Here is a 22,468-nt window from a genome sequence, read left to right as displayed (position 1 = left end):
GCCTCTCCGTCAGAGCGGCAGGTGCACCAGGGTGGCCGGCCGGTCGCGGGTCGTCCCGGCCGCGTCCCCGGGGCGGTGCAGGCAGAGCAGGCCGGTGGGGACCCGGGCGACCGGCTCGAACAGCCCGGGCGTGCGGTGCACCTCCCGCGCCCCGCCGGGGGTGACGTGCAGGAGCCTGCTCCGGCCCGCGTCCAGCATGGTCATCCACATCGAGTCGCCGTCCGCGACCAGGCGGGGGCGCTCCCAGCGGTGCCTGGACGTGAGGTGACCGGCCAGGGTCGCCGACTGCTTGCCCATCAGGAACTCCAGAGTGTGGGACCGCTGATCGAAGATCCCGACCGACCAGCCCCGGGCGGGGCTCACCTGTTCCGCGCCGACCGCGTAGATCTGGGAGCCCGCGGGAAACCAGCGGAGGGCGCCGGCCCGGGGCCGGGGCATGACCAGCCTGGTCCGACCGTTCGCGGCGTCCACCTCCAGGCCCGCCGAGCTGGAGGTGAACCACCTGCCGTTGTGCAGCACGACCTGGTGGAGCCATCCGCGCCGGGGCTCCCTCACCGTCGGGCGCACGACGCCGCCGGGGTCGACCAGGCAGAGCACCTGCCACGGCCTGAAGTCGTGGTGCCTGTTCTGGAACATCGGCTTGTTGCTGCTGAACTGCCCGAGCACCACGGTGCAGCCCGGCGCGCCCACCGACGGCGACGGCTCGGTGCCGCTGGGCCCCTCCTGGTCGACGAGGCGCCGCAGCCGGTTGTCCTCGTTGAGGAACCACTGGGCGTAGGGTCCCAGGTCGCGGAGCTGGGGCGGCTGGAAGAGGAATCCGCCGCCCAGGTCCAGTTCGATCATCGCCAGATGCCCGGTCTCCCCCCAGGGCAGGCCCACCGCGGTGTCGACCGGAGTGGGCTGCCTGGACTGGAAGAAGACCCACGCCGTACGGCCGTGGGCGATCACCGCCGGGTTGCCCCACACCTGGAGCGGGTGGGTACCGCGGACGGCCAGGTCGGGGGTGAGCGTGCGGACCAGCACCTGTGCCGGTCCGACCTGCTCCACCGCGACGACGCCCTCACCCGAGGCGCCCCACTCCACCAGCCTGCCGAAGCCGAACTCGCGGTCGTGGCGCCCCTCGATCCCGTCGAGCCTGCGCAGGAGATGTCCGCTGTCGAACGCCTGATGGACGAAGACCCGGCCGGCCTCGGCGCGCGCCTCCAGCACGCCGTCCATCACCTTCTCGACGCCGTGGACGGCGGGCCCGCCGGAGGCCGCGGGACGGCCCTCCCCACCGGTGACGGCCGGGTGCCCGGCGGTGGCGCCCGGACCGGCGGAGACCGGATGTCCCCCGGTCGCGCCCGCCGGGGTGAGGGCCCGGTGACCTCCGGTGGGACCGCCCGCCTGGCCGGGGGCGCGGTCGGGGTGCTCGACCTTGAGCTTCCAGGCGAGCTGCGCGGCGCCGTAGGCGACGACGATCTTCGGGTCGTCGTAGGTCCGCACCCGGTCGCCGAGCCGGTCGCGCACGGCCTGCTGGACGAGCGGCATGCGGCTGGCGCCCCCGGTCATGAACACCGCGGCCAGCTCGTCCTCCCGGATGCCGGCGCCGCGGATCGTCTCGCCGAGGATGCCGACGGTCTTGAGGATCTCCCCGCCGATCAGATCCTCAAGGTCGTCCCTGGCGATGTGCACGTCCTCGTTGATGCCGACCACGTAGTGGGAGGAGGTCTCGAACTTCGACAGGGCCTCCTTGGCCTCCCTGGACATCTTGAGCAGGTCGGCGGCGTAGCTCACGTAGCGGCGTTCGGGGTTGGTGGTCACCTGCTGCCACCACTCGGCGTCGAGCCGCTCGATCTGCGTGCCGAGGAAGGTGAAGACCCGCTCGTCGAACCCCTCTCCGCCGATCTCGTCACTGCCGCCCGGCTCGCCGACGACCCTGAAGTCACTGCCGTCCACGGTGAGCACGGCGGCGTCGAAGGTGCCGCCACCGAGGTCGTAGACGGCCAGGTGGGATCCGGCGTCCGCCCATCCCGCGGTGGCGAAGTAGCGGGCCGAGGCGACGGGCTCGTCGATGAGCACGATCCGCACTCCGCGCACGACCTTCTTGGCGGCCTCCAGCAGCACGGCCTTGCGGTCGGCGGCCCAGGCGACCGGATGGGTCAGCGCGATGCAGTCGGGCGCCGCCCCGTCGAACCGGCGCCGGCCCTCGGTCACGAACAGTTCGAGCAGCGCCGCCATCGCGTCGGCCACGTCCACCGGGACCCCGCCCAGCAGCATCCGGCCCCGGCCGACATAGCGTTTGGGGTTGCGTTCGACGCGTTCCGGGCTGATCGCTATCCCCCGCTGGGCGATCCGGCCCGCCACCAGCGTTCCGCGTTCGTCGAGCATGACGGCGGAGGGAATGCGCCGCTCCCCCTCGACCTCCAGGATGTCGAAGCGTCCTTCGGCGGCTATGACCCCGGCGGAGAAGCTCGTCCCGAGATCGACACCGAGGCACCACTGCGCCATTTCCCACTCCTCCTAGATGCGGACCCGATCATCCCGCATTCGCAGGCCGCGTCCCATCGCAACGGGCACGCGGGGAACGATCCGGATGCGCGGAGGGATCGCCGGGGTGAGTGCGGGGCGGGAGGGCACCATCCTACGGTTCGCGGCGGACCGGTGATGTTGCCGCCGCCTCGCGCCGGTCCCTCTCGCGCCGGCCTCTCAGCCCCCGGTGGTCTCCGCGTCCCCGGGGCCGGGCCGGGCGGCCAGGGCGGCGAGGATCCTGGCGAACTCCGGCGGCGGCGCCACCACCAGCCGGGTCTGGCCGCCGTGGCGGACCAGATCGGCCCGGATGAGGGCGAGGCGGCCGTCGCGCCACCAGTAGACCTGCGGGCTGAGCGCGTCGGCCAGGCGGTCGCACTCGCGCTGGGCGAACAGCCGGAGCCGCTCGATCGCGCGGACGACGCCGATGCTCTCCACCGGGTGGACGATCATCGTGGCCGGGTCGGGCAGTGCCACGAGCGCGCCGTCCGCGGGCACGGGCAGATAGTCGCCCAGGCGGCGCAGGTGGGCCGCGACGCTCGCCGTGGCGCCGCTCAGCCACCGGACCGGCACGCCACCGAGGTCGGCCTCGGCGACGGTGAGCCGTTCCTCCCTGTGGGCGTTGGTCAGGGCCTCCTCCAGCGCCTGGGCGGCGGTGATCGGCCAGCAGCCGACCTCCTCCGGGCGGATCGGGCGCCTGGCGGCGCCGTGCCCGACGGTGAGCACCTCCACCAGGTCGGCGGTGAGGTGACGGCCGACCACACGGGCCGGGCCCAGGTCGTCGTCGCGCTGGATGCGGGTCCGCAGCAGGGGGCGGACCCGGGCCAGGTCGCAGGCGTCGAACGGCTCGTCCATCGCGGCCAGGGCGTGGGCCAGATGCTCGGAGACGAGCACCGGCCAGTCCTCGCGCGAGCGCCTGCGGGCCTCGGTCCGCAGGCCGGCCAGCCGTACCACGACCCGGCGGGGACCCGACAGGGTGAGCGTGCCGCCGTCGGCGGCGAAGGCACAGGTGTAGCCGAGGGTGTCGGCGACCAGTGCGAGCAGGGAGTCGAGATCGACCTCCTCGACCGGACGTGCGGGTCCACCGGTCTGCCGGTTACGATGCCGCCGGAACAGCCTCACGCATCCATCCCCTCTGCCGGTCTCCTCCTAGGTCCGCACCTAGACTGCCTCCGGAGGGCCGGTGATTGAGCCGGTCAGAGAGCACGATTCTGCATCAATAGCACCAAGTGCCCCTAACAGCACGCTGAACTGTGGGGCCCCGTGTCCCACCGGAAGACCGGCGATCACCGGCACCCCGAGCGGCGCGAGCCGCTCCTCCAACGTCGGGTAGGGGTCGCCGCAGTCCACCCAGGAGCCCAGGGCGAACCCCGCGGCCCCCTCAAGCGCCCCGGACCCGAGCAACTGGGTGAGCATCCGGTCGATCCGGTAGGGCGCCTCGCAGACGTCCTCCAGCAGCACGATGCGGCCGTGCGACCTCAGCCCGTACGGCGTGCCGCAGAGCGCGGCCAGCAGGGTGAGGTTGCCGCCGACGACCGGGGCGGTCACCCTGCCCGGGACGATCACCCTGTCGCCGGAGATCGGCGCGGGGGTGCCGAACAGGGCGTCGCCGAAGTGACCGAAGGTGACGGACTCGGGACCGCCGGGATCGCTGATCGTCGCGCAGGCGGGCATCGGGCCGAACCACGAGGCGACACCCAGTTCGACGGCGAACGCCCGGTGCAGCGCGGTGACGTCGCTGGAGCCGACCAGCGCCTTGGGGCCCGCGGCCCGCATCGCCTCCCAGTCGAGCAGGCCGAGGATCCTGGTGGCGCCGTAGCCGCCCCGGGCGCAGAGCACCCCGGCCACGGCGGGGTCGCACCACGCCTCCAGCAGATCGGCGGCCCGCCCGGCGTCCGATCCGGCCAGATAGCGGTCACGGTCGAACACGCGGGCCCCGACGACGACCTTCAGGCCCATGCCCTCCAGGGCCCGGACGCCGCGTGCCAGGCGCGGCGGATCGGGGGGCCCGCACGGGGCGACGACCGCCACCACGTCGCCGGGACGGAGCCGGGGCGGGACGATCGCCCCGCCCGGCCCTGCGTGAATGGGCGCGGCCGGTTCGCTCACTCCCCAAACGGTGCCACACTGGGCTCACATATGCGACCTCCGACCCACATCCTCGTGGTCAACGGCATCAAGGTCCGCCAGCCGGTGTTCGTGCTCGCCGCCCCTCACTCCGGCTCGGACCTGCTTGCCCGTGCCCTGAAGCGCTCCCCGGGCTTCCACGTCACGATGGGACGCGCCTCGGTGGCCCACGTCGTGTACGCCTTCGCCCGGCGCCCGTCCATCACCCGCCGGGGCATGGGCGCCACCCGGGTGCTGCGCGACGCCCTGGCCGAGTCCTGGCAGATCGTCCCCGGCGCGTGCCTGGAGTGTCCCGCCCCCTGCCGGGAGGCGGGCGGCGTGACCGGGGCGGGCCCGTGTGCGACCCCGGGGGCGATCGCCCGGTTCGGCGACGCCAGCCCCGACCTGATCTACAGCGCCTCGGTGCTGCTGCAGGCGTTCCCGGACGCCAGGTTCGTCCAGCTGATCAGGGACGGCCGCGACGTGGTGGCCGACATGCTGACCGATCCGGTGGCCCTGTCGTGGTTCAAACCGGCCATGCTGAGCGAGGAGACCGAGTTCCCCAACCCGTTCCTCGGTGTGAACTCCGGCCGGCACGGCGACCGGTGGAAGGCCATGCCCACGGCGGGCAAGTGCGCGCTGCGCTGGCGGAGTGCGGTGAGGCTCTCGGCCACGCTGCACCAGGAGCTTCCCCGCGAGCAGTTGCTGACCCTGCGCTACGAGGACCTGGCCGCCTCCCCCGCCGAGGCGCTGGAGGGGCTGTCGGCCTTCCTGGAGACGCGGGTGCCCCGGGTCGCCCTGTACGGCAGGAGCGTGCCGAAGGTCGGCGTCTGGCGCACCCGCCTCCGAGGCGCGGACGCCGAGCTGGTGGAGAAGGTCGCCCGCGAGGAGCTGACCCGCCTGGGCTACCGGTGAGCCGCCGCGGGTCACGGCTCCGAGCTGAACTGGGTGCGGTAGAGCTCGGCGTAGAGCGCGCCGCGGGCCAGCAGCTCCTCGTGCCGGCCGCGCTCCACGATCCGGCCGTCCTGGATCACCAGGATCTGGTCGGCCTCGCGGATCGTGGAGAGCCGGTGCGCGATGACCAGCGAGGTCCGCCCGGCCAGCGCGCTCTTCAGCGCCCGCTGGACCGCCGCCTCGGACTCGGAGTCCAGGTGCGCGGTGGCCTCGTCGAGCACGACCACCCGGGGCGCCTTGAGGAGCAGCCTGGCCAGCGCCAGGCGCTGCTTCTCACCGCCCGACAGCCGGTAGCCCCGGTCGCCCACCACCGTCTCCAGCCCCTCGGGGAGCCCTTCGATCAGGTCGGCGATGTGCGCGGCGCGCAGCGCGTCCCAGATCTCCTCCTCGGTGGCCCCCGGTCTGGCGTAGGCCAGGTTGGCCCCGATGGTGTCGTGGAACAGGTGGGCGTCCTGCATGACCACGCCCACGGTGTCGCGGAGGGAGTCGAGGGTGGCGTCGCGCACGTCCAGGCCGTTGATCCGGACCGCGCCCTCACCGACGTCGTAGAGCCGGGAGACCAGGCTCGTGATGGTGGTCTTGCCGGCGCCCGAGGGACCGACGAGCGCGATCATCTCGCCCGGGCGGGCGGTGAACCCGACCCCGCGCAGCACCTCCTGGCCCGGCCCGGTGTCGGGGCGGGCCACCGCCTCCAGCGAGGCCAGCGAGACCTCGGAGGCGGCCGGATAGCCGAACCTGACGTCGTCGAACTCGACGGCGGCGGGCCCCGCGGGGACGGCCACGGCGCCGGGCCGCTCGGCGACCATGGGCCTGAGGTCGAGCACCTCGAAGACGCGGTCGAAGCTCACCAGCGCGGTCATCACGTCCACGTGCACGTTGGACAGGCTCGTCAGCGGGCCGTACAGGCGCATCAGGAGGGCGGCGAGGGCGACCAGGGTGCCGATCTCGAAGACGTCGCCGACGGCCAGCAGGCCGCCCACGCCGTACACCAGGGCGGTGGCCAGCGCGGCGACCAGGCCCAGGGCGACCCGGAACACCGTCCCGTACATGCCGACGGTGACGCCGACGTCCCGCACGCGCCCGGCCCTGGCCCCGAAGACGGCGGCCTCCTCCTCGGGCCGGCCGTACAGCTTGGCGACCGTCGCGCCGGCGACGTTGAACCGCTCGGTCATCATGGAGCTCATCTCGGCGTCGAGCTCCATCTGCTCGCGGGTGAGCCCGGACATCTTCCGGCCCACCCACTTGGCGGGGAGGATGAAGACCGGCAGCAGCACGAGGGCGACGACGGTGATCTGCCAGGACAGCACCAGCATGGCGCCCAGGACCAGCACCAGCATCACCACGTTGGACACGACGGAGGAGAGCGTGCTCGTCAGCGCCCGCTGCGCGCCGATCACGTCGCTGTTGAGCCGGGAGACCAGGGCGCCGGTCTGGGTCCGCATGAAGAAGGCCACCGGCATCCGCTGCACGTGGTCGAAGACCTCGGTGCGCAGGTTGTAGATCAGGCCCTCGCCGACCCGGGACGAGAACCAGCGCTGGGCCAGGGTGAGGGCGGCGTCGACGACCGCCAGGGCCGCGATGACCACCGCGAGGGTGAGCACCACGTCGGAGCGCTTCGGGATGATCCCGTTGTCGATGATCGCCTTCATCAGCAGCGGGTTGACGATCACGATGACCGAGCCGACCACGACCAGGGCCAGGAAGGCCGAGATGTGCCGGGAGAACGGCCGGGCGTATCGCGCGATGCGCCGCACCGTGCCGGGGGTGAGCCGCTCCTTGGTCACCGAGTTGTCGCGCCGCAGGGAACGCATCATCTGGGGGCCGAAGCCTCCGCCCATCATCGCCATCCGGCCTCCTCACCCGATGCGAGCACCGGGACGGGCCGCCCCATTCCCTCATCAGCTCCCGGCGAACAAGGTCTTGATCCGCACGATCTGCTCCCGGCGCTCGGCGGCGCTCTGCTCCTCCAGCGTGCGGCCGGCCGCGCCCTGGAGCAGCCGCTTGGTCGCGGTGGCGGCGTCCCTGCCGGTCGCCAGCAGCGCGGCGGTCAGGTCGCGTACGGCCCCGGCCAGCTCCTCCGGGGCGACGACCAGCTCGGCCAGCCCGATCCTGGCCGCCTCCCGGGCTCCCACCTGACGGGCGGTGAGGCAGATCTCGATGGCCCTGGGCAGCCCTACCAGGTCGACCAGAGGCTTGGTGCCGGTCAGGTCGGGGACCAGTCCGAGGGCGGGCTCTTTCATGCACAGTTGGGCGTCGTCGGCCAGAACTCGCAGGTCACAGGCGAGTGCCAGCTGGAATCCGGCACCGATCGCGTGCCCGTGGACGGCCGCGACGGAGATGATGCCGGGGCGTCTCAACCACAGGAACCCCCGCTGGGCCTGCGCTATCAACTCCTCGAAGGCCGGGTCGTCGAGTGCCGCGGCCGCGGCGAACGATCCCTGGCCGGGAACCCCCTCGGGGGTGAACATCCGCAGGTCGATGCCTGCCGAGAAGGACGGCCCCTCACCTCGGACCACGACGATTCTCACCTGCTGCGGCAGGTTGTCACCAATGTGAGCCAGTGCCGACCAGGTGGCGAACGTCTGTGCGTTCCGCCGGTCCGGCCGGTCCAGCGTGATCGTCGCGATCTCGCCGTCCACCTCGAAGCGCAGGCCGATCTCCGCCAAGGAGATCTTTTCCGCACTTCCCCCATTCGCCGCTTCCGCCATCGCCCGGTCTCCCGCCTGTCGCCGTTGCGTCTCGCCCGAGCCTATCGACTCTCTAGAATGAGGTTCTACAGGCCCGAGCGGGACGTCTCAGCGTGGAGGACGAGCGGCTGCGGTCGCGCGTTCCGAGGCGGGGTCAGCGCTTTGACTTACCTCGGGTGGCGCCGCCACGCCCGCGCAGAGTCACACCGGACTCGCTCAGGATGCGGTGGATGAAGCCGTACGACCGGCCGGTCGAAGCAGCCAGGGCGCGGATGCTCTCACCCGCGCTGTAGCGCTTCTTCAGATCGGCGGCCAGCTTTTCACGGTCGGCCCCGGTTACCCGGGTGCCCTTCTTAAGAGTCTCGGCCACGAGTACCTCCTGTAGTGCCAGACTTCCGCAGCGTTACTCACGCCATGATCAGTCATTTCAGCGAGATCGGCTACCTACTCCATGGGAAAAGATCCGTACCCGCTCAAATTAAGATCAGGCAAGTGCCACAAGATCGGAAAATTCATCGCTCCAAGCGTCTTCAACTCCGTCAGGTAGCAAGATCACCCTATCGGGTCGTAGCGCCTCCACAGCCCCCTCATCGTGCGTGACGAGCACAATTGCCCCAGAATAGGACCTCAGGGCAGAAAGAACCTGCTCCCGGCTGGCCGGATCGAGGTTGTTCGTGGGCTCGTCGAGCAGCAGGACGTTGGCCGCGGAGAGCACCAGGGTGGCCAGGGCCAGCCGCGTCTTCTCGCCCCCTGAGAGCACTCTCGCGGGTTTGTCCACGTCGTCGCCGGTGAACAGGAACGAGCCCAGGACCTTGCGCAGCTCGACGTCGGCCAGTTCCCCGCCGGCCGAGCGCATGTTCTCCAGCACGGTCCGCCCCGGGTCGATCGTCTCGTGCTCCTGGGCGTAGTACCCGAGTTTGAGCCCGTGGCCGGGCTTGACGACGCCGGTGTCGGGCTGCTCGATACCGCCCAGGATCCGCAGCAGGGTGGTCTTGCCCGCGCCGTTGAGGCCCAGGATGACGACCCTGCTGCCCTTGTCCACGGCCGCGGCCACGTCGGTGAAGACCTCCAGCGAGCCGTAGGACTTCGACAGGCCCTCCGCGCTGATCGGCGTGCGCCCGCAGGAGGCGGGCTCGGGGAAGCGCAGCTTAGCGACCTTGTCGCTGCGCCGCTCCACCTCCAGCCCGGCCAGCAGGCGCTGGGCACGGCGCTGCATGTCCTGGGCGGCCTTGGCCTTGGTCGCCTTGGCACGCATCTTGTCGGCCTGCGACATCAGCGCCGACGCCTGCTTCTCGGCGTTGGCGCGCTCGCGCCTCCTGCGCTTCTCGTCGGTCTCCCGCTGGGCCAGATACGCCTTCCAGCCGACGTTGTAGGTGTCGACCGTCGAGCGGTTGGCGTCCAGGTGGAGGACCCGGTTTACCGTCGCTTCAAGAAGCCCGACGTCGTGGCTAATAATGATCAAGCCGCCCTGATGGGATCGTAAAAAATCACGAAGCCACCCGATTGAGTCTGCATCGAGGTGGTTTGTCGGCTCGTCAAGAAGGAGAGTCTCCGCTCCGCTGAACAGGATCCGGGCCAGCTCCACCCGCCTGCGCTGCCCGCCGGAGAGCGTCTCCAGCGGCTGGCCGAGCACCCGGTCGGGCAGTCCCAGGCTGGAGGCGATCGAGGCCGCCTCCGCCTCGGCGGCGTATCCCCCCAGGACGTGCAGCCGGTCCTCCAGGCGCCCGTAGGCGCGCACCGCGCGATCCCTGGTCCGGTCGTCGGCCGAGGCCATGCCGAGCTCGGCCTCCCGCAGATCGCGGAGCACCTCGTCCAGACCGCGCGCCGAGAGGATCCGGTCGCGGGCCAGCACCTGCAGGTCGCCGGTGCGCGGATCCTGCGGCAGGTAGCCGACGGCGCCGGTGACGGCGACGGTGCCCGCCGCGGGCATGCCCTCGCCGGCGAGCACCCTGGTCAGCGTGGTCTTGCCGGCACCGTTACGGCCGACGAGCCCGATCTTGTCCCCGGGGTTGACCCGGAACGACGCACCCTCGATGAGCAGCCGGGCCCCGGCCCGCAGTTCGATGTCAGAAGCTACGATCATGGTTGGAGAACACTCCCAGACTGGAAATACACAGGCTCACCTCTGGCCGAACCCGCCGCCGCCCTGTGTCTCCCGGCTCTCGGCTCGGCTGTCTCGCCTCATCCGGGCGGCGTCAATCGGAAGTGCGCATACCGATCAGTGTACGGCGCGCGCGGGACCAGGCTCCCCCTGATCAAGTGGGGTCGGTCACCCTGATGCGGACCGCGCGGAACTGGGCGGGGGTACCGGCGAGCACCACCAGCCGGGGATCGGGGACCGTCAGGAAGGGCCCCGTCTCCAGTGCGAGGACCCCGGCGAGCCTGCGGTCGGGCCGCAGCGCGTCCACCGCGCGCCGGTCACCGCCCAGGATCACCGCCTCCAGCTCGGCCAGGTGCGGGCCGAGGACGCGCAGCGCCACCTCCGCCGCCGCGTCGTGCGCCTGCCCCACCTGCTTCTCCCGGCGCCTGGCGAACCGCTGCTGGGACCAGCCTCCCGCCGCGTTGCGACCGTGGACCGGCCTCGACCCCACCTTCGAGGACAGGAGCTCGTCACCCTGGAAGATCCCGGCCGCGTGGCCGCCGAGCCGTACCAGCAGCACTCCGACCCTGCGCTCCCTGCGCGCGTGGGTGACCAGGCGCGCCAGCGGGCCGCCTCCCGAGGGGGTCAGCGGCGGGAACGGCACCAGGCACTCGGCCGTCGCGCCGTCGGCGCCCTGGAACAGCACGACCTCGTCGGTGGCCGTCACGCTCGGCGGGCCGTGCCGCTCGGCGAAACCGTCGACCCAGCGACCGAGGCGCCCGGGTCCCACCGAGACCCAGCGACCTCCCCCCTTCGCCGGGCGTGACGTCATGGCACCGGACACTACCCGGTGGCCGGCCCTCCCACCACGACCGGCCCCGGCCGCCGTCCCGGGCGGACCCGGCACCCCCTCAGGCCGCCTTATCGCCTAAACGGCCGTATGCTACGACTTAGGCTCACCTAAGTTGTACGGATATCGGGAGTGACGCATGGCAGAGGACAAAGCCAAACGTAAGACCACTCGCGGCGAGGTGCAGCGGGTCGAGCGGCTCACCCCGCACATGATCCGGGTGGTGCTCGGCGGCCGGGGCCTCGCGGGCTTCGAGGCGGGCGAGTTCACCGACCACTACGTGAAACTCCTGTTCGCCCCGCACGGGGTGACCTACCCCACCCCGTTCGACCTGGAGCGGATCCAGCGCGAACTGCCCCGCGACCGGTGGCCCACCACCCGGACCTACACCGTGCGGGCCTGGGACCCGGAGGCGCTCGAACTGACACTCGACGTCGTCCACCACGGCGACAGCGGCCTCGCCGGCCCCTGGGCCGCCGCCGTACGGCCCGGCGAGGAGATCCACTTCTTCGGCCCCGGCGGCGGCTACGCCCCGGACCCAGCGGCCGACTGGCACCTGTTCGTGGGCGACGAGAGCGCGCTGCCCGCCGTCGCCACCTCCCTGGAGCGCCTGCCGGCCGCCTCCAGGGCCCACGTCCTCCTGGAGGTGGCCGGTCCCGGAGAGGAGCAGCGGCTCGACTGCGCCGGCGACGCGAAGGTCGCCTGGTTCCACCGCGGCGACGCGCCGGTCGGCGAGTCCCTGGTCACCGCCGTCCGCGAACTCGACTTCCCCGAGGGCGTCCTGCACGCCTTCGTGCACGGCGAGGCCACCTTCGTCAAGGCGATCCGCCGCCACCTGCGGGCCGAGCGCGGCGTCCCGCTCTCCCAGCTGTCCATCTCCGGCTACTGGCGGGCAGGGCGCGACGACGAGGCCTGGCGCTCCTCCAAGAAGGAGTGGAACAGGCGGATCGAGGAAGAGGAGGCGGCGACGCTGCCGTCGCCCTAGAGCCGGCACCGGCCCCTCTCTCGCGGTGCCCGCAACGCGAGCGGGTGCGGGAGGTGCCGGCGGGGTTCACCGCGATCAGCTCTCGACCGGCGCTTTCAGCCTTGTACGCGAGGATGCCCAGGAACACCCCCCAGCCCGCGTCCGGAATCGACCGGTTCAAGCCCGGCTCGGCGGCGACGTTCCGGCGCGCTCCGGGCGGCTCAGACGCGGCAGGCGAAGATGGCCGTGACCAGAATGGCCTTCGCGCCGATCTCCCAGAGCTGGTCCATCACCTGCTGGTGTCCCTTGCGCGGCACCATGGCGCGGACCGCGACCCAGCCCTCCCGGTGCAGCGGGGAGACCGTGGGGCCCTCCATGCCCGGGGTCAGCGCGATGGCCTCCTCGATCCGCTCGGCCCGGATGTCGTAGTCCATCATCACGTAGTCGCGCGCCATCAGCACGCCCTGCAGCCGGCGGACGAGCTGCTCCAGCCCCTGGGTCCCGGCGGCGCCGACCCGCTTGATCAGCACGGCCTCGGACCGGGCGATCGGCTCGCCGAACACCTCCAGCCCGATGTTGCGCAACGTGGTGCCGGTCTCCACGACGTCGGCGACCGCGTCGGCCACGCCCAGCCGGATGGCGGTCTCGACCGCGCCGTCCAGCTTGATCACTCGGGCCTCCACCCCCTGCTCGGCGAGGTAGGACTCCAGCAGGCCGTCGTAGGAGGTGGCGACGCGCCTGCCCTTGAGGTCCGCGGCGCAGGCGAACTCGCCGGGGTTGGCCGCGAAGCGGAAGGTGGACCTGCCGAAGCCGAGCGGCATGATCTCCTCGACCTGCGCGCCGGAGTCGCGGAGCATGTCACGGCCGGTGATGCCGGCGTCCAGGGTGCCCTCGCCGACGTAGACGGCGATGTCCTTGGGGCGCAGGAAGAACAGCTCGCAGGAGTTGTCGGGGTCGACGACCACGAGCTCCTTGCTGTCCTTGCGCGGGCGGTATCCGGCTTCCTTGAGTATGGTCTGGGCGGCCTCGGTGAGGGCGCCCTTGTTGGGAACGGCGAGACGGAGCATGACGCGGGACTTCCTTACCTGGGTGGCGGTCTCTGCGGGCGGCTGGAGCCGGGCTCACCGGCTCACAGATGCTTGTAGACCTCGTCCAGCCCGATCCCCTTGGCGATCATGAGGACCTGCACGTGGTAGAGGAGCTGGGAGATCTCCTCCGCGGCCCGCTCGCCGGACTCGTGCTCGGCCGCCATCCAGCTCTCGGCGGCCTCCTCGACGACCTTCTTGCCGATCGCATGGACCCCGGCGTCCAGCGCGGCCACGGTTCCCGAGCCCGCGGGCCGGGTACGCGCCTTGTCGGACAGCTCGGCGTACAGCTCTTCGAAGGTCTTCATGGTCTCTCTCGGCTCCGTGGGATGTGCAGCCAAGCCTAACGGTCCGGCGGACCTCCGGGGGTCCGCGTCCAGGCTCCGGACACGGATCGGCCCTCCACCGGCCGGTCCCGGGCGGCCGTCGGCGGAACGCCGGAGGGCCGGTACGGCGTGTGCCGTACCGGCCCTCCTACGGGATCCACCTGGCCCTTCGGGGCCGCGCGACCGGAAAGCCGCGCGCCCTTCGGGGGCCGGTGCGACGATCAGCGGCCGTAGTGGCCGCCGCCACGCTGGCCTCGGCCGTCGGAACGGCCTCCGGCGCGGAACTCGCCACCGCGGAAGCCGCCCTGGCGCTCACCGCGGTCACGGTCGCCCGCGGGGCGATCGGCGCGCAAGCCGGTGCTCGCGGGACGGTCGGCGCGGAAGCCGCCGCCGGGACGGTCGGCGCGGAACGGCTCACGGCGCTCGCCACCGCGGTAGCCGGCGCCCCCGCGACTGTCCGGACGGTTGTCGGGACGGCTGTCGAAGCGGCGCTCGGGACGCTCGGAGCGGTACTGGCCCCGCATGTCGCTGACGCTGCCGTTGTTGCCGCGCTCGCCGGAGCGGTTGTCGTCACCGGCGAGGCGCTCGCGGGGCTGGTGGCCCTCGCCGCCGTGACCGGGACGGTCACGGAACCTGCGCGGGCCCCGGCCACCGCCGCCACCGAAGCCGCCGCGCCGCTCACGCTGCTTGGGCGCCGGAGCCGAGGGCTCCCAGACCGGGATCGGCTCGCCGGTGGGCCGGCGCGCACCGGCGACCTCCTCCAGGCGCGGGTGGCCCGGAGTCACCCTCAGGCGGAACGGCTTGATGCCCGCACGACGGGTCATCGCGTCGGTGGAGCGGCGCTCGTTGGGGAGCACCAGCGTCATGACGGTGCCCTTCTCACCGGCGCGGGCGGTACGGCCGCCGCGGTGCAGGTAGCTCTTGTGGTCCTGCGGCGGGTCGACGTGCAGCACCAGGCTGATGTTGTCGACGTGAATGCCGCGGGCCGCGACGTCGGTGCAGACCAGGACGCTGATCTGGCCTTCCTTGAACTCGGCCAGAATGCGGGTGCGCTGGTTCTGGCGCTTGCCGCCGTGCAGACCGCCGGCCTTGATGCCGACCTGGGCGAGCTGCTTGCAGAGGCGGTCCACCCCGTGCTGGGTGCGCACGAAGATGATGGTCCGGCCCTCGCGGTTGGCGATCTCGGCGGTCACCGGGAACTTGTCGTCGCGGTGGACCTCAAGGACGTGGTGCTCCATGGTGTCGACCGAGGAGGCGGCCGGGGCCATCGAGTGGGTCACCGGGGCGGTGAGGAAGCGCCGGACGAGCTTGTCCACGTCGCCGTCGAGAGTGGCGGAGAACAGCAGGCGCTGGCTGTCGGCCGGGGTCTGCTGCAGGATCGCGCTGACGACGGGGAAGAAGCCGAGGTCGCACATGTGGTCGGCCTCGTCCAGGATGGTCACCTGGACCTGGTCCAGCACGCACTCGCCCTGCTGCATGAGGTCGGTCAGCCGGCCCGGCGTGGCCACGACGACCTCGACGCCGCGGCGCAGCGCGTCGATCTGCCGGCCCATGGACATGCCGCCGACGACGGTCTTCATCCGCAGCGACAGGCCGCGGCCGAGGGGCTCAAGCGCGTCGGTGACCTGCATGGCCAGCTCGCGGGTCGGCACCAGGATGACGGCGAGCGGGTGGCCGGGACGGGCCTTGCCCCCGGCGATGCGGGTCATCATGGGCAGGCCGAAGGCCAGTGTCTTGCCGGATCCGGTCTGGCCCCGCCCGAGGACGTCGTGACCGGCCAGAATGTCGGGGATCGTGGCCCGCTGGATGGGGAAGGGACTGTCGATGCCCTGACGGGAGAGGCCGGTCACCAGCGGCTTCGGCAGGCCGAGGAGGACGAACTCGGACGGCCCGGCGGGCGCCTCGGAGATCTCGGTGATTTCGGGCAGGACAGCGTCAAGCATGGTCACGAAGATTCGTGCCTTTCGATAGAAGAACGGGGCACGTCACTTCTGCGAAAGGACGAGCCTGGAACGCGCGGCCTGAGGCCGCGCTCGATCAACGCCCACTGTGGGGGCGGTAGTGCGGTGCAAGTCGAGGCGCACCGCACGGGGCGGGTGTAGCTTACCCGCACGCAGTCAAACCACGATCAAGCATACCCGGCGTTCGCAGTGCCAGGTTCAGTCGGGGCGTCCAGCACGAGGCGCACGCTTATCCGTCAACGGAGCCAACGCTCCGCACCGGGCTTTTCTTCCCGGCATCGGGCATTCTCTCACACAATCCGGTACGGCCCGCACCCGGGCGGGGCGCGGGCCGTGCCGAGGGCGGTTCAGACGTTGAATCCGAGCATGCGGAGCTGCTCACGCCCCTCGTCAGTGATCTTGTCCGGGCCCCACGGGGGAAGCCAGACCCAGTTGATCTTCACATCGGAGACCATGCCGTCCAGGGCCGAGTGCGCCTGGTCCTCGATGACGTCGGTCAGCGGGCAGGCCGCGCTGGTCAGCGTCATGTCGATGGTGGCGATCGGCGGGGTCCCGGCCTCGGCGGCGTCGAGGTTGACCCCGTAGATCAGGCCGAGATCGACGACGTTGATGCCGAGCTCGGGGTCCACGACGTCCTTGAGGGCCTCCATGACCTCGTCAAGGGTGACCTCCCCGTCGTAGGCCGTGGTCGGCGTCTCAACAGGCTTGCTCATTCGGAACTCCTCACGACCGCGTCCTTGTAGGCCATCCAGGCCAGCAGGGCGCATTTCACCCGGGCGGGGAACTTGGCGACCCCGGCGAACGCCACGGCGTCCCCCAGGACGTCCTCGTCGGCCTCGATCTGACCCCTGCTCTGCATGAGCCGGGTGAACTCCTCCACCACGGCGAGCGTCTCGTGCACCGTCGAGCCGGCGGTCAGCTCGTACAGCACCGAGGCGGCGGCCTGGCTGATCGAGCAGCCCTGCCCGTCGTAGGAGACGTCCTCGATCTTGCCGCCGTCGCCCAGCTTCACCCGCATGGTGATCTCGTCGCCGCACGTCGGGTTCACATGGTGCACCTCGGCGTCGTACGGGTCTCGGAGCCCCCGGCCCTGGGGATGTTTGTAGTGTTCCAGGATCAGCTCCTGGTACATGGACTCGGCGATCATCTGGGCTGCTCCGGCATGGCTAGGCGAACACCTTCTGCACGTGGTGAAGGCCGCGGACCAGGGCGTCGATCTCGGCCGGGGTGTTGTAAAGATAGAAGGACGCCCGCGTGGTGGCGGGAATCCCGAACCTCAGGTGCAGCGGCCGGGCGCAGTGATGCCCCACCCGTACGGCCACTCCGAAGTGGTCATCGAGGATCTGCCCGACATCGTGCGGGTGAATCCCCTCAAGAGTGAAAGACACCGTACCGCCGCGGTCGTCGAGGTCGCGCGGGCCGACCACCCTCAGCCCGGGGATCTCTCCCAGCGCGCCGAGCGCGTAGCCGGTGAGCTCGCGCTCGTGGCGGGCCACGGCGTCCATGCCGATCCCGGAGAGATAGTCCACCGCGGCGCCGAGGCCGACGGCCTCGACGATCGGCGGGGTACCCGCCTCGAACTTGTGCGGCGCGGGCGCGTAGGTCGAACGGTCCATCCAGACCGCCTCGATCATCTCGCCGCCGCCCAGGAACGGGGGCATGGCCTCCAGCAGCTCGCCCCGCGCCCACAGCACGCCGATCCCCGAGGGGCCGGCGACCTTGTGCCCGGTGAAGGCGAGGAAGTCCACGCCGAGGGCGGCGACGTCCACCGGCTTGTGGGGCACCGACTGCGAGGCGTCGAGCATCATCAGCGCGCCGACCTCGCGGACCCTGGCGAGCACCTGGGCGACCGGGTTGACCGTGCCGAGCACGTTCGACTGGTGCACGATCGAGACGATCTTCGTGCGCTCGGTGACGAGCTCCTCGATGTCCGACAGGTCCAGGCGGCCGTCGTCGGTGACCGGGAACCACCTCAGCGTGGCGCCGGTGCGCTGCGCGAGCATCTGCCAGGGCACGATGTTGGAGTGGTGTTCCATCTCGGAGATGACGATCTCGTCGCCGGGCCCGATCCGGAACCTGGGGTCGCGGCCGATCGGGTTGCCGAAGGCGTAGGCCACCAGGTTGAGCGCCTCCGAGGCGTTCTTGGTGAAGACGATCTCGTCGCGGCTCGGCGCGCCGACGAAGGCGGCGACCTTGTCGCGGGCGGCCTCGTAGGCCTCGGTGGACTCCGCGCCCAGCGCGTGCATGGCCCGGCCGACGTTGGCGTAGTGCGCGGACAGGTGCTCGCGCATGGCCTCGATGACCTGGGTGGGCTTCTGCGCGGAGTTGCCCGAGTCGAGGTAGACCAGCGGCCTGCCGCCGGGCAGCTCCCGGGAGAGGATCGGGAAGTCCTTCCTGATCCTCTCCACGTCAAAGCCCGTGTTCATCAGGCGGAGACCTTCGTGTACGCCTCGTAGCCCTCGGCTTCGAGCTTGTCGGCGAGCTCGGGACCGCCCTGCTCCACGATCCGGCCGGCCGCGAAGACGTGGACGAAGTCCGGCTTCACGTAGCGCAGGATACGGGTGTAGTGGGTGATGAGCAGCACCCCGGTGTCACCGGAGGAGCGGAAGCGGTTGATGCCCTCGGAGACCACGCGCAGCGCGTCGACGTCGAGGCCGGAGTCGGTCTCGTCGAGAACGGCGATCTTCGGTTCGAGCAGTTCGAGCTGGAGGATCTCGTGACGCTTCTTCTCACCACCGGAGAAGCCCTCGTTCAGGTTGCGCTGGGCGAAGGCCGCGTCGATGGACAGGGCGTCCATCCCGGACTTCAGGTCCTTGGCGAACTGGCGGAGCTTGGGAGCCTCACCGCGCACCGAGGTGACCGCCGAGCGCAGGAAGTTGGAGACGCTGACGCCGGGGACCTCGACCGGGTACTGCATGGCGAGGAAGAGACCGGCGCGGGCGCGCTCGTCGACCGACATCTCCAGCAGGTCGGCGCCGTCCAGCAGGACCTGGCCGCCGGTGACGGTGTACTTGGGGTGACCGGCGATCGCGTAGGCGAGCGTGGACTTGCCCGAGCCGTTGGGGCCCATGATGGCGTGGGTCTCGCCGGCCCTCACGGTGAGGTTGACCCCGCGCAGGATCTCCTTGTCCCCCACGGCGACATGCAGATCGCGGATCTCAAGGGTGGAGCCCGGGCGGACTCGGCTCGAATCAGACACTGTTACGACTCCTTCGAGAGCGAGACGAGGACGTCATCGCCGTCGATCTTGACTTGGTAGACGGGGACGGGCTTGGTGGCCGGCGGGCCGGTGGGCTTGCCGGAGCGCAGGTCGAAGCACGAGCCGTGCAGCCAGCACTCCAGGCTCTGGTCGTAGACCTCGCCCTCGCTCAGCCTCACCTCGGCGTGCGAGCACACGTCGTGCAGGGCGTAGACCTCGGCGCCCCGGCGGACCAGGGCGACCGGCGTCTCCCCCACCTCGACGCCGATCACGCCTTCGTCGGGGATGTCGGTGAGCTTGCAGACTTTTTCGAACGTCACTTCTCAAGCTCCGCCTCGACCTTGGCGAACACCCGCTCGCGCAGTTCGTCGAGCTCGATCTTCTCCAGGAGCTGCGCGAAGAAGCCCCGGATGACCAGGCGGCGCGCCTCCTCGAACGGGATGCCCCGGGCCTGGAGGTAGAAGATGTGCTCGTCGTCCAGGCGGCCGGAGGCGCTGGCGTGACCCGCTCCGGTGACCTCGCCGGTGAGGATCTCCAGGTTCGGCACCGAGTCGGCGCGGGCGCCGTCGGTCAGCAGGAGGTTGCGGTTGAGCTCGTAGGTGTCGGTGCCGGTGGCCTCGACCCGGATGATGACGTCGCCGATCCATACGGCGTGCGCGTCGTCGCCCTGCAGCGCGCCCTTGTAGGTCACGTTGCTGCGGCAGTTCGGCTGGGAGTGGTCGACCAGCAGGCGGTGCTCCAGGTGCTGCCCGGCGTCCACGAAGTACAGGCCGGTCAGCTCGGCGTCGCCGCCGGGCCCCTCGTAGGAGACCGACGGCGACAGCCGTACCAGGTCGCCGCCCAGGGTGACCACGAAGCTGCGGAAGGTCGCGTCCCTGCCGAGCAGGGCGTGGTGGTGGGAGACGTGCACGGCGTCGCCGGCCCAGTCCTGCAGGCTGACGACCTTGAGCGTGGCGCCGTCGCCCACGGCGAACTCGACGTTGTCGGCGTAGATCGCGCTGCCCTGGTGGTCGAGGACGACCACGGCCTCGGCCATCGGCTCAAGCCTGATCAGGGTGTGGCCGTAGGCCGCGCCCTCGCCGGATCCGGTCACGGTGATCACGGTCGGCTTGGAGGCGACCGCCTCGCGCGGGACCGTGATGACCGTGGCCTTCTCGAAGGAGCCGTACGCCTGGGCGCTGACCCGGTCGACGGGCACGTAGGCCCTGCCGAGCCGCCGGTCGTCACGGCCCACGGTCTCCACGGTGACCTCGGGGGCGGCGTCCACCTCGACCACGACGCCACCGGAGGCCGCGGCGCCGGTGTGCAGTCCCCGAAGGCGCGACAGCGGGGTGAAGCGCCACTCCTCCTCGCGGCCGGTCGGGACCGGGAAGTCCGCCACATCGTAGGAGGACTTCTCGTGGAGGGTCGACAGAATCGACGGAGACGCGGTTTCGAGACCCATCAGCCGACGGCTCCTTCCATCTGCAGTTCGATGAGGCGGTTCAGTTCGAGGGCGTACTCCATCGGGAGTTCGCGGGCGATCGGCTCGACGAAGCCGCGCACGATCATCGCCATGGCCTCGTCCTCGTTCAGACCGCGGCTCATCAGGTAGAAGAGCTGGTCGTCGGAGACCTTGGAGACCGTGGCCTCGTGCCCCATGGAGACGTCGTCCTCGCGCACGTCCACGTAGGGGTAGGTGTCGGAGCGGCTGATCTGGTCGACCAGCAGCGCATCGCACTTGACCGTGCTGGCGCTGCCGTGCGCGCCCTCCTCGATCTGGACCAGACCCCGGTAGGAGGTACGGCCGCCGCCGCGGGCGACGGACTTGGAGATCACGGTGGAGCTGGTGTTCGGGGCGAGGTGCACCATCTTGGCCCCGGCGTCCTGGTGCTGGCCCTCGCCGGCGAAGGCGACGCTCAGCGTCTCACCCTTGGCGCCCCGGCCCATGAGGTAGACGGCGGGGTACTTCATGGTGACCTTGGAGCCGATGTTGCCGTCGATCCACTCCATGGTCGCGCCCTCGTAGGCCACGGCGCGCTTGGTGACCAGGTTGTAGACGTTGTTCGACCAGTTCTGGATGGTCGTGTAACGGCAGCGGGCGCCCTTCTTCACGATGATCTCCACGACCGCGCTGTGCAGCGAGTCCGAGGAGTAGATCGGCGCGGTGCAGCCCTCGACGTAGTGGACGTAGGAGTTCTCGTCCACGATGATCAGGGTCCGCTCGAACTGGCCCATGTTCTCGGTGTTGATCCGGAAGTAGGCCTGGAGCGGGATCTCCACGTTGACGTTCGGCGGCACGTAGATGAAGCTGCCGCCGCTCCAGGTGGCCGTGTTCAGCGCGGCGAACTTGTTGTCCCCGACCGGGATGACGGTGCCGAAGTACTCCTTGAAGAGCTCCTCGTGCTCCTTGAGCGCGGTGTCGGTGTCGACGAAGACGACACCCTTCTCCTCAAGGTCCTCACGGATCTTGTGGTAGACCACCTCGGACTCGTACTGGGCGGCGACACCGGCGATCAGACGCTGCTTCTCCGCCTCGGGGATGCCCAGCCTGTCGTAGGTGTTCTTGATGTCCTCGGGCAGCTCCTCCCACGAGGTGGCCTGCTTCTCGGTGGAGCGCACGAAGTACTTGATGTTGTCGAAGTCGATCCCGCCGAGGTCCGCGCCCCAGTTCGGCATGGGCTTCTTGCCGAACAGGCGCAGGCCCTTCAGACGCAGGTCGAGCATCCACTCCGGCTCGTTCTTGAGCGCGGAGATATTACGGACGACCTCCTCGGACAGGCCGCGACGGGCCGTGGCCCCCGCGTCGTCGGAGTCGGCCCAGCCGAACTTATAATTCCCGAGGCCTTCAAGCTCCGGGCGGTCGGTGACAGTCACCTTCCGGTCTCCTTGCTCGTTTCATCGATCGCTTCATGGGTTGCCGAGGGCGCCGCCCCGGTTGTCTGCCGGTGCGCGTCCCGCTCCCCCGTATCCGGCCCGGCATCCGCCCTGCGAGGACTCACATGGGTGGTGCACACACCGTCGCCGTGGGCGATGGTCGCCAGCCGCTGCACGGGCGAGCCGAGAATCTGCGCGAACGCCTCGGTCTCGGCCTCACAGAGCTGCGGGAACTCCGCGGCCACGTGTGCCACCGGGCAGTGGTGCTGGCACAGCTGGTCGCCGCCGAGACCGGCCTTGCTCGCCGAGGCGGCGTAACCGTCCGCGGACAGGGCCTCGGCCAGGACGCGCACCCGCTGGTCGGCGGGGACGTCGCGCATCTCGCGGCGGAGGCGCCCGACGAGGCCGGCCACCTGTGACCGGGCGAACTCGGCCACCGCCTGCTCGCCCGCGCGCTCGGCCAGAAAGCGCAGCGCGCTGCCCGCGAGCCCGTCGTAGGCGTGCTCGAAGGCGCTGCGGCCCTCATCGGTTATGGCGAACAGCTTCGCCGGCCGTCCCCGGCCTCGCTGACCGCGGGGGCGGACCGTACGGGGCTCGATCAGCCCGTCGGCCAGCAACGCGTCCAGGTGGCGGCGGACGGCGGCGGAGGTGAGCCCGAGCCGCTCGCCGAGGGCGGAGGCGGTGACGGGCCCGTGCTCCAGGATGAGCCGGGCGACACGCGCGCGTGTGCCGTGCTCGGCGGACACGCCGGAGAGCCGCACAACGGCGGTCTCCTCGGTGCCTCGCATCCCGGTCACGTATTTCACAACATCAGTGTGGCCTAATTCCTTCCCCGCATACAAATGGTTGCCCAAGATGCGGAGAATGCGATTTATCACGCAGGTAAGCCTTA

The 22,468-nt window shown here is 70.9% G+C and carries 21 protein-coding genes and 1 pseudogene; 2 read left to right on the top strand and 20 right to left on the bottom strand.

The window, feature by feature from the left end; translation table 11 throughout:
• Positions 1-9: 9 nt before the first annotated feature.
• The 3 genes from ACWEF2_RS16665 to ACWEF2_RS16655 all read right to left on the bottom strand — a co-directional run bounded on the left by ACWEF2_RS16665 (position 10) and on the right by ACWEF2_RS16655 (position 4,617).
• Positions 10-2,490 (bottom strand): Hsp70 family protein, encoded by a 2,481-nt coding sequence (locus tag ACWEF2_RS16665; protein WP_453816052.1) that lies wholly within the window; start codon positions 2,488-2,490, stop codon positions 10-12.
• A gap of 198 nt (positions 2,491-2,688) precedes the next feature.
• A complete protein-coding gene (locus ACWEF2_RS16660) occupies positions 2,689-3,630 on the bottom strand; it encodes a hypothetical protein (RefSeq protein WP_453816050.1) in 942 nt (313 codons plus the stop codon).
• Positions 3,631-3,669: 39 nt separating this feature from the next.
• Positions 3,670-4,617 carry a S66 peptidase family protein gene (locus ACWEF2_RS16655; protein WP_453816048.1) on the bottom strand — a complete coding sequence of 316 codons (948 nt, stop codon included), beginning with the start codon at positions 4,615-4,617 and terminating at the stop codon, positions 3,670-3,672.
• 30 nt (positions 4,618-4,647) lie between these two features.
• Between ACWEF2_RS16655 and ACWEF2_RS16650 the strand changes: the two genes are divergently transcribed.
• Entirely contained in the window at positions 4,648-5,529 is an 882-nt protein-coding gene (locus ACWEF2_RS16650; protein ID WP_453816046.1) for a sulfotransferase family protein, read from the top strand.
• An 11-nt stretch (positions 5,530-5,540) separates the two neighbouring features.
• Here the strand turns inward: ACWEF2_RS16650 and ACWEF2_RS16645 are convergent, their stop codons facing one another.
• From ACWEF2_RS16645 to ACWEF2_RS16625, 5 genes are all read right to left on the bottom strand, one after another.
• Positions 5,541-7,415 carry an ABC transporter ATP-binding protein gene (locus tag ACWEF2_RS16645; RefSeq protein ID WP_453816044.1) on the bottom strand — a complete coding sequence of 625 codons (1,875 nt, stop codon included), beginning with the start codon at positions 7,413-7,415 and terminating at the stop codon, positions 5,541-5,543.
• A 51-nt stretch (positions 7,416-7,466) separates the two neighbouring features.
• Complete coding sequence (locus ACWEF2_RS16640; protein WP_453816042.1) at positions 7,467-8,276, bottom strand: enoyl-CoA hydratase/isomerase family protein; 810 nt, start codon at positions 8,274-8,276, stop codon at positions 7,467-7,469.
• A 133-nt stretch (positions 8,277-8,409) separates the two neighbouring features.
• Positions 8,410-8,625 (bottom strand): helix-turn-helix domain-containing protein, encoded by a 216-nt coding sequence (locus tag ACWEF2_RS16635; RefSeq protein WP_030507271.1) that lies wholly within the window; start codon positions 8,623-8,625, stop codon positions 8,410-8,412.
• Between the two features lie 114 nt (positions 8,626-8,739).
• Positions 8,740-10,338: an ABC-F family ATP-binding cassette domain-containing protein gene (locus ACWEF2_RS16630; RefSeq protein ID WP_453816040.1), complete on the bottom strand. Its 1,599-nt coding sequence runs from the start codon at positions 10,336-10,338 to the stop codon at positions 8,740-8,742.
• 172 nt (positions 10,339-10,510) lie between these two features.
• Positions 10,511-11,125 carry an acVLRF1 family peptidyl-tRNA hydrolase gene (locus ACWEF2_RS16625; protein WP_453816038.1) on the bottom strand — a complete coding sequence of 205 codons (615 nt, stop codon included), beginning with the start codon at positions 11,123-11,125 and terminating at the stop codon, positions 10,511-10,513.
• Positions 11,126-11,324: 199 nt separating this feature from the next.
• Between ACWEF2_RS16625 and ACWEF2_RS16620 the strand changes: the two genes are divergently transcribed.
• Positions 11,325-12,170, top strand: a complete 846-nt coding sequence (locus tag ACWEF2_RS16620; protein ID WP_453816036.1) for a siderophore-interacting protein — start codon at positions 11,325-11,327, stop codon at positions 12,168-12,170.
• Positions 12,171-12,198: 28 nt separating this feature from the next.
• On the opposite strand, the pseudogene ACWEF2_RS16615 reads toward ACWEF2_RS16620, so the two are convergent.
• From ACWEF2_RS16615 to ACWEF2_RS16560, 12 genes and pseudogenes are all read right to left on the bottom strand, one after another.
• Positions 12,199-12,297, bottom strand: a pseudogene (locus ACWEF2_RS16615) (zinc ribbon domain-containing protein); the annotation flags it as partial.
• 73 nt (positions 12,298-12,370) lie between these two features.
• Complete coding sequence (hisG, locus tag ACWEF2_RS16610) at positions 12,371-13,216, bottom strand: ATP phosphoribosyltransferase (protein WP_453816034.1); 846 nt, start codon at positions 13,214-13,216, stop codon at positions 12,371-12,373.
• Between the two features lie 62 nt (positions 13,217-13,278).
• Positions 13,279-13,542 carry a phosphoribosyl-ATP diphosphatase gene (locus ACWEF2_RS16605; protein WP_355596472.1) on the bottom strand — a complete coding sequence of 88 codons (264 nt, stop codon included), beginning with the start codon at positions 13,540-13,542 and terminating at the stop codon, positions 13,279-13,281.
• Positions 13,543-13,781: 239 nt separating this feature from the next.
• Complete coding sequence (locus tag ACWEF2_RS16600; protein WP_453816032.1) at positions 13,782-15,503, bottom strand: DEAD/DEAH box helicase; 1,722 nt, start codon at positions 15,501-15,503, stop codon at positions 13,782-13,784.
• A 365-nt stretch (positions 15,504-15,868) separates the two neighbouring features.
• A complete protein-coding gene (locus tag ACWEF2_RS16595; RefSeq protein ID WP_355596468.1) occupies positions 15,869-16,234 on the bottom strand; it encodes a metal-sulfur cluster assembly factor in 366 nt (121 codons plus the stop codon).
• Positions 16,231-16,668, bottom strand: a complete 438-nt coding sequence (sufU, locus tag ACWEF2_RS16590) for a Fe-S cluster assembly sulfur transfer protein SufU (protein WP_355596466.1) — start codon at positions 16,666-16,668, stop codon at positions 16,231-16,233. The genes ACWEF2_RS16595 and sufU overlap by 4 nt, the downstream gene beginning before the upstream one ends.
• Positions 16,669-16,687: 19 nt before the next feature.
• Positions 16,688-17,947, bottom strand: coding sequence for a cysteine desulfurase (locus ACWEF2_RS16585; RefSeq protein WP_453816029.1), 1,260 nt, complete (start codon positions 17,945-17,947; stop codon positions 16,688-16,690).
• Complete coding sequence (gene sufC / locus ACWEF2_RS16580) at positions 17,947-18,720, bottom strand: Fe-S cluster assembly ATPase SufC (RefSeq protein WP_453816027.1); 774 nt, start codon at positions 18,718-18,720, stop codon at positions 17,947-17,949. The genes ACWEF2_RS16585 and sufC overlap by 1 nt, the downstream gene beginning before the upstream one ends.
• A 2-nt stretch (positions 18,721-18,722) precedes the next feature.
• Entirely contained in the window at positions 18,723-19,040 is a 318-nt protein-coding gene (locus ACWEF2_RS16575) for a Rieske (2Fe-2S) protein (protein ID WP_355596460.1), read from the bottom strand.
• The gene (sufD, locus tag ACWEF2_RS16570; RefSeq protein WP_453816024.1) at positions 19,037-20,164 is read right to left on the bottom strand and encodes a Fe-S cluster assembly protein SufD; all 1,128 of its coding nucleotides are present in this window, start codon (positions 20,162-20,164) and stop codon (positions 19,037-19,039) included. Before sufD ends, ACWEF2_RS16575 begins: the two co-directional genes overlap by 4 nt.
• Positions 20,164-21,576, bottom strand: a complete 1,413-nt coding sequence (gene sufB, locus ACWEF2_RS16565; protein WP_453816022.1) for a Fe-S cluster assembly protein SufB — start codon at positions 21,574-21,576, stop codon at positions 20,164-20,166. The genes sufD and sufB overlap by 1 nt, the downstream gene beginning before the upstream one ends.
• Positions 21,573-22,364: a helix-turn-helix transcriptional regulator gene (locus tag ACWEF2_RS16560; RefSeq protein WP_453816154.1), complete on the bottom strand. Its 792-nt coding sequence runs from the start codon at positions 22,362-22,364 to the stop codon at positions 21,573-21,575. Before ACWEF2_RS16560 ends, sufB begins: the two co-directional genes overlap by 4 nt.
• Between the last annotated feature and the right edge of the window lie 104 nt (positions 22,365-22,468).

The organism is Streptosporangium sp. NPDC004631, from assembly GCF_053601935.1.
The sequence above is the reverse complement of the archived record's forward strand: the minus strand, read 5'-3'. Positions and strand labels throughout refer to the sequence as shown.

What these genes read in the sequence shown, in the direction of transcription:
- ACWEF2_RS16645 (WP_453816044.1), bottom strand. Translation starts at nt 7,415, where the DNA reads ATGGCGATGATGGGCGGAGGCTTCGGCCCCCAGATGATGCGTTCCCTG.
- ACWEF2_RS16630 (WP_453816040.1), bottom strand. Translation starts at nt 10,338, where the DNA reads ATGATCGTAGCTTCTGACATCGAACTGCGGGCCGGGGCCCGGCTGCTC.
- ACWEF2_RS16605 (WP_355596472.1), bottom strand. Translation starts at nt 13,542, where the DNA reads ATGAAGACCTTCGAAGAGCTGTACGCCGAGCTGTCCGACAAGGCGCGT.
- sufD (WP_453816024.1), bottom strand. Translation starts at nt 20,164, where the DNA reads ATGGGTCTCGAAACCGCGTCTCCGTCGATTCTGTCGACCCTCCACGAG.
- ACWEF2_RS16620 (WP_453816036.1), top strand. Translation starts at nt 11,325, where the DNA reads ATGGCAGAGGACAAAGCCAAACGTAAGACCACTCGCGGCGAGGTGCAG.
- ACWEF2_RS16640 (WP_453816042.1), bottom strand. Translation starts at nt 8,276, where the DNA reads ATGGCGGAAGCGGCGAATGGGGGAAGTGCGGAAAAGATCTCCTTGGCG.
- hisG (WP_453816034.1), bottom strand. Translation starts at nt 13,216, where the DNA reads ATGCTCCGTCTCGCCGTTCCCAACAAGGGCGCCCTCACCGAGGCCGCC.
- ACWEF2_RS16650 (WP_453816046.1), top strand. Translation starts at nt 4,648, where the DNA reads ATGCGACCTCCGACCCACATCCTCGTGGTCAACGGCATCAAGGTCCGC.
- sufU (WP_355596466.1), bottom strand. Translation starts at nt 16,668, where the DNA reads ATGATCGCCGAGTCCATGTACCAGGAGCTGATCCTGGAACACTACAAA.
- ACWEF2_RS16560 (WP_453816154.1), bottom strand. Translation starts at nt 22,364, where the DNA reads ATGCGAGGCACCGAGGAGACCGCCGTTGTGCGGCTCTCCGGCGTGTCC.
- ACWEF2_RS16585 (WP_453816029.1), bottom strand. Translation starts at nt 17,947, where the DNA reads ATGAACACGGGCTTTGACGTGGAGAGGATCAGGAAGGACTTCCCGATC.
- ACWEF2_RS16595 (WP_355596468.1), bottom strand. Translation starts at nt 16,234, where the DNA reads ATGAGCAAGCCTGTTGAGACGCCGACCACGGCCTACGACGGGGAGGTC.
- ACWEF2_RS16600 (WP_453816032.1), bottom strand. Translation starts at nt 15,503, where the DNA reads ATGCTTGACGCTGTCCTGCCCGAAATCACCGAGATCTCCGAGGCGCCC.
- ACWEF2_RS16665 (WP_453816052.1), bottom strand. Translation starts at nt 2,490, where the DNA reads ATGGCGCAGTGGTGCCTCGGTGTCGATCTCGGGACGAGCTTCTCCGCC.